Origin of the sequence: Thiofilum flexile DSM 14609 (assembly GCF_000380185.1) — a bacterium.
Lineage (GTDB): Bacteria > Pseudomonadota > Gammaproteobacteria > Thiotrichales > Thiotrichaceae > Thiofilum > Thiofilum flexile.
This window is the reverse complement of sequence record NZ_KB904816.1, coordinates 66,744-79,371: the sequence shown is the minus strand read 5'-3', so window position 1 is coordinate 79,371 and position 12,628 is coordinate 66,744. Positions and strand designations below refer to the sequence as shown.

Annotated in this window: 9 protein-coding genes; 2 read left to right on the top strand and 7 right to left on the bottom strand. The window is 46.1% G+C overall.

The annotated features are described in order from the left end of the window. Positions 1-12 precede the first annotated feature (12 nt). The 4 genes from A3IK_RS0117080 to A3IK_RS0117065 all read right to left on the bottom strand — a co-directional run bounded on the left by A3IK_RS0117080 (position 13) and on the right by A3IK_RS0117065 (position 7,518). Positions 13-2,709, bottom strand: coding sequence for a DEAD/DEAH box helicase family protein (locus A3IK_RS0117080; RefSeq protein ID WP_020561190.1), 2,697 nt, complete (start codon positions 2,707-2,709; stop codon positions 13-15). Then, the gene (locus A3IK_RS19910; protein WP_020561189.1) at positions 2,706-3,446 is read right to left on the bottom strand and encodes a DUF1016 N-terminal domain-containing protein; all 741 of its coding nucleotides are present in this window, start codon (positions 3,444-3,446) and stop codon (positions 2,706-2,708) included. Before A3IK_RS19910 ends, A3IK_RS0117080 begins: the two co-directional genes overlap by 4 nt. Beyond that, positions 3,443-5,119 (bottom strand): site-specific DNA-methyltransferase, encoded by a 1,677-nt coding sequence (locus A3IK_RS0117070; protein ID WP_020561188.1) that lies wholly within the window; start codon positions 5,117-5,119, stop codon positions 3,443-3,445. The genes A3IK_RS19910 and A3IK_RS0117070 overlap by 4 nt, the downstream gene beginning before the upstream one ends. 104 nt (positions 5,120-5,223) lie before the next feature. Further along, on the bottom strand, positions 5,224-7,518 hold the full coding sequence (locus A3IK_RS0117065) for a YgiQ family radical SAM protein (RefSeq protein WP_051081585.1): 2,295 nt from the start codon (positions 7,516-7,518) through the stop codon (positions 5,224-5,226). Positions 7,519-7,674: 156 nt separating this feature from the next. Here A3IK_RS0117065 and A3IK_RS0117060 point away from each other — a divergent pair, with 156 nt between their 5' ends. Continuing rightward, positions 7,675-8,274, top strand: coding sequence for an NAD(P)H-dependent oxidoreductase (locus A3IK_RS0117060; RefSeq protein ID WP_020561186.1), 600 nt, complete (start codon positions 7,675-7,677; stop codon positions 8,272-8,274). An 80-nt stretch (positions 8,275-8,354) separates the two neighbouring features. Here A3IK_RS0117060 and A3IK_RS20590 read toward each other — a convergent pair whose 3' ends face one another. Next, positions 8,355-9,386: a transglycosylase SLT domain-containing protein gene (locus A3IK_RS20590; RefSeq protein ID WP_020561185.1), complete on the bottom strand. Its 1,032-nt coding sequence runs from the start codon at positions 9,384-9,386 to the stop codon at positions 8,355-8,357. Positions 9,387-9,705: 319 nt separating this feature from the next. On the opposite strand from A3IK_RS20590, the gene A3IK_RS0117050 reads away from it, so the two are divergent. Then, the gene (locus A3IK_RS0117050) at positions 9,706-10,092 is read left to right on the top strand and encodes a YchJ family protein (protein ID WP_026221039.1); all 387 of its coding nucleotides are present in this window, start codon (positions 9,706-9,708) and stop codon (positions 10,090-10,092) included. Positions 10,093-10,115: 23 nt separating this feature from the next. Here the strand turns inward: A3IK_RS0117050 and A3IK_RS0117045 are convergent, their stop codons facing one another. Both A3IK_RS0117045 and miaB read right to left on the bottom strand, forming a co-directional pair. Beyond that, complete coding sequence (locus A3IK_RS0117045) at positions 10,116-11,192, bottom strand: FAD-dependent oxidoreductase (protein WP_020561183.1); 1,077 nt, start codon at positions 11,190-11,192, stop codon at positions 10,116-10,118. Then, positions 11,189-12,556: a tRNA (N6-isopentenyl adenosine(37)-C2)-methylthiotransferase MiaB gene (gene miaB / locus A3IK_RS19900; RefSeq protein ID WP_040849527.1), complete on the bottom strand. Its 1,368-nt coding sequence runs from the start codon at positions 12,554-12,556 to the stop codon at positions 11,189-11,191. The genes A3IK_RS0117045 and miaB overlap by 4 nt, the downstream gene beginning before the upstream one ends. Positions 12,557-12,628 lie beyond the last annotated feature (72 nt).

The following is a 12,628-nucleotide window of genomic DNA, read 5'->3' as shown; positions in this document are numbered from 1 at the left end:
TCTTATATTTCATTACTGAAATCTTAGGAAATCCACTAGCCTCTTATCCTCCTTCACTTCGTCATGTGGAATCAGCAGGTAATACCACGTTTTCCCTCCCTGCTCTTGTGCATAAGTGGATGCTTGCTGACACCAGCGACGCGCTGCATCGGCCTTAGCTTGCACCTCTTGAGAATCTATGTCTGTCCTAGCCTTGGTTTCTACCATTAAAATAGCATCATCAGTTTCTGCGACAAAATCAGGTACATACTCTGGCTGCTCACTTCCTTGCTTGTAGTAAATCTGGAACTGCCCCTTCACTGGCTTAAACCACTTTTGTGCATCCCGTTCTAGCAAAATAGCAAAACGACGCTCTGTATCAGAGTCAAATTTCTGGGCAGGATATAGACAACGCTCAAAACCACCAAACAGCATCTGTTTGATACGGCTAGTTTCTAGTACAGTTTCTCGGTAAAAGCATAAGGGCTGATTAGCGGAAGTAGTAAAATTACATGTTTTCAGTGGTGTGAAACCTCGACTAACCTGCACCTCATAACTACTAGCCCTTTCCCAGAAATGAGTGAGCATCTGAGCATGAATTTCACGGGCAATCAGGTGACGATCCTTGTTCAATACGTTATGTGCTTCTTCTTCCGATAGATAGGAGCGTAGATGCGTCACCATTTGCCCAGCAAGATCGTAAAGGATTTCCTTCTGGCTAAAATAGTCAATATCATCGTAATCAAGCAGGGCAAATACGACATAATCCTCCAGCCGCTGCTCCTGTTTGCCTGCATCGGCTTTGAGATAGAATTGTTTGTTGGTACGCAGCATCTGCCCGACCAGCTCACGCTCACCAGGTTGCAGGTGCAGACCGCTAACATTCAGTTTAAACGGGTGAAAGCCAGTTTCCACCTCGCCGGTAGGATTAACCAAAATACGGGGAATATCGATGCTTTGCTGTACCATAATAGCTGTAGTTTTAGCAACAATGGCGGCAAGATCGGGAGCATTCTCAGCCGTGAATAATGCGCCTTGTTGCGGGGTCAGGCGCTCGCTAACGTCCTTTTGAATCGCGTGGCGGATTTCGGGCTGTAGCAGCGCTTGACTAGTAGGAACAAGCTCCCGCTTAACCGCATAGCCAGCCGCCACATCGACTACAACACGGGCAGCTTCACGCTCTGCTTCGGTTTTGAAAAGGGGTTCAGGGGTCGGAATTGTTGCAGCCGTTTCAGCCCTCCGTTGCATTTTGAAATAAATGCTATCATCAATCATAACCCCAATATTGGATGGGACTTCAATGCTTATTTTTTTATCGTCTGGCGTTGGCGCATCCAAAATCACGCGCTGGAGGCGAATGGGTGAATCACCTCGGTTAGCCTCATCAAGGATTTCTTGAAAGCGGTCATGAGCAACAATATTGAGTCGGTCAACGGCGGCATTACCCGTACGTTTGCCATAGGGCAAGCGTAGACCGCGTCCAATCGACTGCTCAATTAGAGTACGAGCATTAGCAGCACGCAATGGCACAATGGTGTAGAGATTGGTGACATCCCAACCTTCCTTAAGCATATTGACGTGAATGACGATTTCAGTTGGTTCATCAACACTTTCCACTGCTAGCAGTCGGTTAATCATTTCCTCCTCTTCCGCACCTGACCTACTGCTATCCACTTGAATGGCCTTACCCTGATAACGCCCATCAAACAAGGTCTGAACCTTTGCAAGCAATTGCGCTGCATGGGTAGTATCCCGTGCAATTACCAACATAAAGGGTTTGACAATAGGTACATTATTTTCACGAGCGTAGGTCATCAACTCTACCTTGGTGATTTCGTGTAGACGAATACCATCCTCCAGCTTGATATGCTCGATTTCATCGGCTGAATAATCAGTAGCTGTAAAACCACGTTGAGTGACAACTGCAGGCTCCTTGACGAAACCATCCACCATAGCCCGTGCTAGTGGGTAATCCATTACCACATTTTTGAAAGCGCTGGTGCCACGACTGGTTTCCACGAATGGAGTGGCGGTGAGTTCAAGGCCGAATAAGGGCTTAAGCTCATTAATAGAGCGTACCCCAGCACTAGCCCGGTAGCGGTGCGATTCGTCCATGAGCATGACTAAATCGGGTAGATTGGCGAGATAGTTGAAATAGCTATCACCCAGCACTTCCTTCATGCGCTTGATGCGTGGCTCCTTGCCCCCTCTCACTTCTGAATTGATCTTGGCAATATTAAAAATATTAATAGTGACAGGTGAAAGCAAACTGCTCTGTATTTGTGCTGCACGATAGTCGTAATTATCGCCGGTAATGATTTCTGGGGGCTGGAATACGAAATGGTGAATCCCCTTAAACACGTATTTGGGTGTATTAGGGGTAAAATCGGCAATCAGTTTGTTATAGACCGTTAGATTAGGCGCGAGTACAAAGAAGTTATTGAGGCCATAAGCTAGATGCAAATAGGTGATGAAGGCTCCCATTAAGCGCGTCTTACCCACCCCAGTTGCCAATGCAAAACACAGCGAGGGAAATTCACGCTCGAAATCTTCCAAGGTGGGAAATTGCTGTTTCAAACTAGAGAGGATAGCGCTAAGGTCGCGCTCGCCTGTTTGTAGTAACGCAGGAGCAACATCTAGTGCAGTAGCCAGTTTTTGCAGGGATTCGGCTTGGGGTGAGCGTAGGGATAGGCTGGTTTTAATGTCATGTAAGGTTTGTTGGCGTGTCATAGTGTTTCTTCTTTCGGCAACGCCGCAAATTGGTTTAATTCACGTTGTAACTCAGCTTGTAATTGAGCCAGTAATGCTTGCTCTAACTCGCTTTCATGCCATTGAGTAGCTTCGGGTAGATTCAGAAACTCTAATACATAAGGGTCTTTGATCACATCTAGTGGGCGAGTTGGTTGTAAGCCCTGATTAGCTAGTGCCATCACCCCAGCCTTATCACGGCTTTTCAGCAAACGGTCAAACAATAATGAGGCAATTTGCCGCTCTAGCTGTCGAGCCGACCAGCCATTGCGGATGGTTTCAATCTCGTAAAAATCACGCGCCTCTTGCCGCTCAACTTTTAACAAGGTGCGGTAGTGCGTCCATGATAAACCCACATGAAGCTTGCCGGGCTGCCAAGTCGCATCGGTTGGTGCTGATTCAAGAGAAATAACACGCACTGCGTGTTGAATTGGCAGTAGAGCAGGATAGGCCAAAAAAAATGCTCTCATATATTGCAAAGCACTTACTGAGAAGCCATTTCCGTATTCGGTACTGAGTTGTTTTGAAAGTGTTTTTAATAAGTTTTTGCCATATTCAGCGCGTTGCTCGCCGTTTTGCTCAGCTTCTACAATCTGTCTACCAATTAGCCAATTCGCACAGACATGAGCAGAATTAACTGAGCGTATCACTTGTTGGCGTGATGCCTCCCAAATATCGCGAATACGGATAATCAGCTCAGCATTGGTCAAATCACTCATACATCCCCCCCAAACAAGCTAGTTTGCTGCGGATTGGCTGCCTTCGTGGTGGGTTTTGTGGTCGATGGTTTTGGCTCAGGTTGTGCCATCGGCAAGTTAGCAACGTTGAGGCTGTAGTCGTCTTTGCCCCATTCGCAGAGGTTGAGGATGCTGTTGGGGATTTTTTTCAGGGTGAGGTTAGGCCAGCGACGGCTGGCTTCTTCGCCACTGATGCCACGCCAAGCAGCAGCGATGATCAATAAGGAGCGTTGTTCGCCGACTTCTTCGGCTAGTATCTGTAATTGTTCTAAGGATAGATTTTGTGTGGTGGCATAGAGGAAGCTGCGCTCATTGGCATAGCCTTGTTGCCAGAATAGGGTTTCGGAGGGGGCATAGGTGTAGCCGTGTTGTTTGCATAGGGCTTCGCTAAGCATGGCGGCGTTATAGGCGAGGTTAATGGTGAGATTGCCCCAGCGGTCGCGCTCTAGTAGGGAGGGTGCGAGTTTGTAATAGCGAAAGCCACCGCCGCCTTGCCAGTCTACTGTTTGGCTAATGCCGCCCTGATCGGTGCCGTCGATGACTTTTTGCAGGCGCGGGATGATGTGGGTGTGGCAGTGTTCGCCTAGTTCGACCATGATCCATTTGCGACCCATTTTGTGGGCTACTGCGCCGGTTGTACCGCTGCCTGCAAAGGAATCTAGTACCCAATCGCCTTCATTCGTCGCAATATGAATAATTCGCTCTAGTAATTGCTCTGGTTTTGGGGTTGCAAATGGACTCTGAAACATAACCTTTTGCTCAGTCATAGCACTCTGAGTACTACCCACTTCAGAGTAAGGCCATATACTTCTTGGAACAACTGCATCAGCATCATCTAAAAATTTTTTTAATCGTGGGGTTTTTGACCTCCCATCTTTCCCCCAATAGAGGAGGTTCTCTTTCTCATTTTTAATATGAGTCTCATAACCATATCTCCAGGTTAAAGTATCAGGTGGATAGATATTTTCCCCTGTATTTGGGTTTTTAATCGCATAATATAAGTTTGGACGCTCTGTTCTGTTTTTATTACCTGTATATGTAACAGAGTTCCATGCCCCTCTTAAGTCATTGTCAGGATTTTTATAAGAAGAATTATGTTGCTCTGTTCTTTCCAAGCGATTCAAGCCCCATAACTCTTTTGTTTTTACGTAAACAAGAATGTAATCATGATCTGAACTAAAATACTTAGCATCATTAGCAGGAGAAACACGTTTCATCCAAGTTAACGATGAAATAAAGTTCTGCCGACCAAAAATCTCATCACACATCACCTTCAAATAATGGCATTCATTATCATCAATAGTAATCCACAATGATCCATCATCAGACAGCAACCGCCGGATAATCTCCAGCCGATCCCGCATCAACCCTAACCAAATAGAATGCTCCAGCCCATCATCATAATGCGTAAACGCACTACCCGTATTATAGGGCGGGTCAATAAACACACATTTGATCTTACCCGTAAACTCACTCTCCAACGCCCGCAGCGCCAATAAATTATCCCCAAAAATCAAACGATTATCAAACTGATCCGCCTCACTCACACGAGCAGCAGCGTGATAGGACTTCGTAGGGTCTTCCAACAGGATACGCGGCTCCAAACGAGGACGTTTATCTTTGCCAATCCAAGTGAGTTCGAGTTTTTGGGTCATGGGGTTTTATATTCTGCTAACAAACAAAAGGACGGCACTAGTCTAAGCAGTAATGCCTATGAAAAAAACCTATTTTTACCAGCTTCAGACCAGCACCCACTGTACTAGCTCACTCTATTTTTTTTACTATTTGGCCTAGGCGGCAACCCCGTATGCTGAGTCAACAGTGTTCCTTTTTGAGGTTGTTTACCTTTGGCATTATTCCCTTTTGCGGCTTGCTTACTCTGCTCTCTTGCCTCTACCCGTTTTTGATGGGCTTTATCACTATTCTTGCGGCGGTGTGATACATACTCTAAATCCTCCTCACCTTTTTTATAGTGGGGGATTAATTGATTTTCACCGTCACCAATTAATTCCTGCCGCCCCATATCGGCAATCGCTTTACGCAATAAAGGCCAATTTTTCGGGTCATGCCAACGTAAAAAGGCTTTATGCAATTTGCGTTGTTCGGGGGATTTGGCGGTATGGACTTTTTCGCTTTTGTAAGTGACCTGATGCAATGGATTTTTATCTGTGTAATACATCGTGGTCGCTGAGGCCATCGGCGAGGGGTAAAAGGCTTGGACTTGATCGGCACGAAAACCATTTTTCTTTAGCCACAATGCGAGATTGAGCATATCCTCATCGGTCGTGCCCGGATGTGCGGCGATAAAGTAAGGGATTAAATATTGCTCTTTCCCTGCCTCTTTGGAGTACTTTTCAAACAGACGCTTAAAATCATCATAAGCACCAATCCCCGGCTTCATCATTTTAGACAGGGGCGCTTCTTCGGTGTGCTCAGGGGCAATTTTGAGGTAGCCACCGACGTGATGCGTGACTAGTTCTTTGACATACTCAGGGTCTTTAACAGCTAGGTCATAACGTAACCCCGAACCAATCAGCACTTTCTTAATACCGGGTAAGGTACGAGCCTCGCGGTATAAGGCTTTTAGCTCGGCATGATCGGTATTGAGATTGTGGCAAATCCCCGGATAGACACAGCTCGGTTTACGGCAGGAGGCTTCGATTTTCGGGTCTTTGCAGGCCAAGCGATACATATTCGCCGTCGGCCCCCCTAAATCTGAAATCACGCCAGTAAAGCCCGGTACTTTATCGCGGATCTCCTCTACCTCACGCAAAATCGACTCGCGCGAACGATTTTGAATAATGCGCCCTTCGTGCTCGGTAATCGAACAGAAGGTACAGCCCCCAAAACAACCACGCATAATATTCACGGAAAAACGGATCATTTCATAGGCAGGAATCCGCTCACCTTTATAGTCAGGATGCGGTAAACGCGCATACGGCAGCCCAAACACATGATCCATTTCGGGTGTAGTAAGCGGTATCGGTGGCGGATTCATCCACACATCTTGATTACCATGCTTTTGCACCAAGGCTCTGGCATTGCCCGGATTGGTTTCGAGATGCAACACTCGATTAGCATGGGCATAGAGAATTTTATCTTTGCTGACCTTTTCAAACGAGGGCAAACGAATCACGGTTTTAGCCCGATCTAGACGCGCACGCGGATGGAAGGTGAGTTTATGCTCATCCGGACGTTTAGAGCGCGGGTCTTGGTACTCAAACCATTGCACATTACGCTTTTCAATTTCGCACTCATCCATCTCAGTAGTATTGAGATAAGGATTGATAATGCGATCAATTTTCCCCGGCTGATCGACACGGGTGGAGTCAATTTCCATCCAGCCCTCTGGCGATCCACGGCGTATAAACGCGGTACCCCGCACATCCGTAATCACTTCCATCGACTCACCCGCAGCTAAGCGATGGGCTACCTCGACTACCGCTCGCTCGGCATTACCATAAAGCAATAAATCAGCCGCAGAATCGATTAAAATCGAGCGGCGCACTTGTTCTTGCCAGTAGTCAAAGTGAGCGATCCGGCGCAATGAGGCCTCAATACCGCCTAGAATAATCGGTACATCCGGATAAGCTTCTTTACAGCGTTGGGAATAAACAATCGAGGCACGATCAGGGCGTTTGCCGCCTATATTGCCCGGTGTATAGGCATCATCGGAGCGAATTTTACGGTCAGCGGTGTAGCGGTTGATCATGGAGTCCATATTACCCGCCGCGACACCAAAAAATAGATTCGGCTTACCCAGTGCCATGAAGGCATCCTTAGATTGCCAATCGGGTTGGGCAATAATACCGACGCGAAAGCCTTGTGCCTCTAAGACGCGCCCAATCACCGCCATCCCAAAGGAGGGATGATCCACATACGCATCACCCGTGACTATAATAATGTCGCAGGAGTCCCAACCGAGCTTGTCCATTTCCTTGCGCGACATGGGCAAGTATTCTGCGGTGCCATAGCACTCTGCCCAATATTTTGGGAATTCAAACAAAGGTTTAGCAATCGGTGGCTGGATAGTAGTAAGGCTTAAGGCAGACATGGCGTGAGTACAAAGCTAAAAAGGTGGCGCATTGTAGCAGATTTTAAGAGAAGTGGTTTAAGGCTTAGTTTCTGCTGGTGAATCATGCCAACCTACGTCACAATACCAGCAGCCTATTAACCAGCATAAGCATATAACTAAGAGATCACCTATCATATGAAATGTTTAGTTGTAATCGCTCACCCCAATACCGATAGCCTATGCCACTCCTTAGCACAATCTGCTATTCAAAGCTTGATAGATGCAGGTCATGAGGTTGAGGTTGAAGATCTTTATCAGCATGGGTTTTCGTCTGAGCTTACCATTACGGAACGCCAAACTTACTATGCCCCAGTATTTGATGCTTCACAGCTTCAGGCTCAGATAGAGCGTCTACTCTCAGCACAAGTACTGGTTTTAGTCTTTCCTACATGGTGGTTTGGCTTCCCTGCTATTTTAAAGGGATGGTTTGACCGTGTATGGGCCCCTAGCATCGCCTATGATCATGCAAGGGATTTAGGTGCAATAAAGCCTAAACTTTATAACCTGCGATATACACTGGCCATCACATCTTTAGGATCGCCTTGGTGGGTAGACTATCTGGTATTACGAAAACCTGTATACCGAGTTTTGAAAATAGCACTTTTGCATACTTGCGCACCAACCTGTCGATTTAAGATGCTATCACTTTACAAAGCTGAACGGCTGTCTACTGAAAAGGTTGATCTATTTCGTAAACGTATTCAAAAAGCGCTTACTAAATGGCTTGAGATTTAAATTATCTACTAAACTCGAAAGTACTCCCATCCATTATGAATGAGAATACAATAAAAACTCAGCGAACTAAAACAAAGCGCTTAGCGTAAACGCAATACCTGTCCATGCATAATTTCATGCGGATCACGTAAACCATTTAAACGCGCTAATTGCAATACAGATAAACCATTAGCTCGTGCAATGCTGTAGGCGGTATCGCCTTCTTTTACAGCATGAGTACCCTGTGTTGCACCACGAAACGCCCGACGATTACCCCGCGCTCTATCCCTTACCTCTTCCATATCTGCCCAAGGTAAAGCGGTATTATTGCGAGCTTGCAGCGCTGAAGACCGTTGACGCACTAAACGGCTTCCTCGCCCTGTACGTCTAGCACGCACCCCTAAATCTGCCAATAAGGTGGCTTTTTGCATGCCCTTAGTGGCTCTATTAGGGGTATCCTCTTCTTTAGCCAAATGATTTACACCGCGTAGATTGGATGCAAAACCACTCCCGGCGAATTTGTTATACGCCGTCATGACCTTATTAACATAGGCTTGGTTACGAATCGGGCCATGGTGTTTCACATTGCCCTCACCCGCATTATAAGCGGCGACTGCACGCGGTGTACGTCCATCATAACGATCTAATAAATAGCCTAAATATTTGGTGCCGCCGTGGACATTTTGCCAAACATTAAAGCCATTCGTGACATTAAACCGTCGCGCCGTAGCCGGCATTAATTGCATTAACCCTTTTTCACCAGAGGTGCCTACCGCACGGCTATTAAAACAACTTTCAATCGTGATCACGGCACCAATTAAATTAGGATTGACGCCATACTTACGCGAGGCACTAGCAATACTGCTAGAATAATTCTCTGCCTTATTACGTAAGGTAGCATGGTTTAGTGTTTGACAGCCGCCTCCGCCGCCCCCTTGTGCTCTTCTTTGTGTTCTTTTTTTGTTTTTTACCCGTTTCGTGTATCGAGATTTTTTATGAACTTTAGCTACTTGATGGTTTGTACGCTGAGCATTTTTTTTACTAGCTGCCTGCGTAGGTGTACTAAGTACCGGAATAAAAGTAATAGCAACAGCTAGCACGGAGGCTAGCGCCCAAACATTAATCCTGTCCATAAGACTGAGACTTCTTCCATTGTGGTTGACAAATATGACCTACGTATAGATGGATGGGTTAAATTACAAACATTTTGGCTTAACGCATCGCTACTAAATTTTATGTAAGTCATTGACTTTCAAGCTTGCCTTTTAGTTAGGCTTGCAACTTTATTCAAACTAAATTTATTAATCCTCTATTATTTTTATTGATTAAAAACTATAGGGATTAAACTTTAATGCCCACCAAAGCCTTGCTAGCACTCGCTTCTAGACCTCTAGGCAAATCACCACTCTAGCGCTACACTCAATTAATTATTTTTTAGATTGATGAAAAAATATGCAATGCTTTTGCCAGTCCGGTCTTAGTTATAATCTCTGTTGCCGCCCCTTTCATGATGGAAAAATAGCCACAACGGCTGAACAATTAATGCGCTCACGCTATAGTGCTTACGTCCAACAAAATGCTGATTATTTACACAAAACTTGGCATAACAGTACTCGCCCTACTCTCAAACAATTACGCTCATTTGATGCAGTTGAGTGGCTAGGTTTAGACATTATTCGTACCGAACTGGGTAAGGAACAGGATGAACAGGGATTAGTAGAGTTTATCGCTAAATTTGCTCAGCAAGGTAAAATTCAGCAATTACAGGAGACTAGTCACTTTATTCGAGAAAAGGGTAAGTGGTTTTACTTAAATGGGGATTATTCACTCAGTACTTAAGCCAAAGTAGCGGATATTAAAGACTACAACCAAGTCCGCATAAACCCCGTATCAATCTTATTTTTCCAGCGCCATACCCAATGTCCCTGTAGGCAAAAACGCCCCCATGATAAAATGGCTTTATGTTGACCGCAGGCTAATAAATATAAAGAGCGCTTACGCGGTCGATAGGGCTGGAAACGGGCGGGGTATCGAGTGAGCAATTGCACTAGGTTATGGGCTAATACCTCCCCACCTTTTACTGCATGCACCCCAGAGCGCTGAGTATCAGGTCTTGAACTAATATCCCCCACTGCCCACACCGTAGGATGAGAAACGCTTTGCTGATAGGCATTAACTTGAATAAAACCATCGGGTGCTAATGCCAAGCCTGTGTTCTGCAACCAGTCCGGCGCTTTAGCACCTGTCGCGGCAATAGTGGCATCACTATTCCACTGGGTTTGATTCTCTAGCTCTACACGATTACCCACTAAACGCTCGACCTTACTCTGATACCATTGAATATTAAGCTGTTCTAAAAGGGATTTAGTTTTATTAATCACACCCTCTGAGTGCCCAGTTAATAAATGGCTCGCCACCAAACAAATACGCGTCTCAGGTAAGGCTTCTCTTGCTGCAAATGCTAATTCAATGCCCGCAGCCCCCCCACCAATAATGGTTAAAACTGGAGGTTGTTTTTCACGTATGGCTTGCCAAGCGTGAATAAAATCATTGAGTGGGCGAATCGGTATCACTGAATCATTAGCCCAGCTCCCTAATTGGGTTTGACTACCTGTATTAATCGATAGCCAGTCGTAATCTAGGTCAGAGTGGTTTTTTAATTTCAGTATTTGATGATTAGCATCCAAGCCTATGACCTGATCTTGAATAAAATAGAGCTTTGCACGTTTTATCCAAGGCTCTAAGCGAATCTGGCATTGCTCTAGGGTATAATACCCCATCATCCAGCCCGGCAGCATACCGGAATAGGTTTGATATAAATCGGGATTGATTAACACCACTTCCGTGGCAGGCGAGAGGGTTATTTCGGACAAAGCACGCAACACACTGAGGTGTCCGTGCCCTGCTCCTACTAAGACTAAACGAGATACACGTCTCATGCCACCGGCATCATTTGCATATTCAATTCGTCTGTCTCCACCGCCACAATACGCCCCCGTAATGAGTTCGGTAAGGCTTCGGTAATAATCACGTCCACAAAGCGCCCAATTAAACGCGCGGGGCCATCGACATTGACCACGCGATTATTTTCGGTACGCCCAGCGATTTGTTGCTCATCTTTACGCGAGGTGCGCTCAATCAGAATCCGCTGTGTTGTACCGACCATAGCCGCGCTAATTGCATGAGCTTGCTCTAAAATACGACTTTGTAAGCGCTGTAAACGAGCTTTTTTAGTCTCTTGCGAAACATCATCGGGCAAACTCGCAGCCGGTGTACCCGGACGAGCGCTATAGATAAAGCTGAAACTATGGTCAAAACCAATATCCTCAATCAGCTTCATGGTTTGCTCAAAATCAGCCTCAGTTTCCCCCGGAAAACCAATAATGAAGTCTGAGGAGAGGCTGATAGTGGGGCGAATTTGGCGTAATTTACGGATTTTAGATTTGTATTCTAGCGCCATATGGTTACGCTTCATGGCCGCTAAAATGCGATCCGAACCGGATTGCACTGGCAAGTGTAAATGATTCACTAATTGCGGCACATCGGCATAGGCTTGAATTAAGCTCTCGGAAAATTCATTCGGATGCGAGGTGGTATAGCGAATGCGTTCAATGCCATCAATCGCGGCTACATAGTGAATAAGAAGGGCTAAATCGGCAATCTCACCATCGTGCATACGCCCACGATAGGCATTCACGTTTTGCCCCAAGAGATTTACCTCACGTACCCCTTGCGCGGCAAGTTGCACAATTTCGCTAATCACATCATCAAAGGGGCGGGAAATCTCTTCACCACGGGTATAGGGCACTACGCAGAAAGTACAGTATTTGCTGCACCCTTCCATGATGGATACGAAAGCCGTAGGCCCTTCAGCGCGTGGCTCTGGTAGGTGGTCAAATTTTTCAATTTCGGGGAAAGAGATATCGACCACGGGCTTATGGGTAGTGCGCACTTGCTTAATCAGCTCCGGCAAACGATGGAGCGTTTGCGGGCCAAATACCACATCCACTAAAGGTGCACGTTGACGCAAAGCCTCACCCTCTTGGCTAGCGACACAGCCGCCTACGCCAATAATGACATTAGGGTTAGCCTCTTTAATCGAACGCCAACGTCCGACTTGAGAAAATACTTTTTCTTGAGCTTTTTCACGGATTGAGCAGGTATTGAGCAATAATACATCTGCTTGAGTCGGATCATTGGTTAATTCCATGCCGTCTGCTTGTTTGAGTACATCGTGCATCTTGGCGGAGTCGTACTCATTCATTTGGCATCCGTGGGTTTCAATATAAATCTTGCCTGCCATTGCACTGCACCGTCGCGTTTCATTAGGGCGCATAGTATGCGGGCTGCAAAGCAAGGATTCAACTTGCCTTAC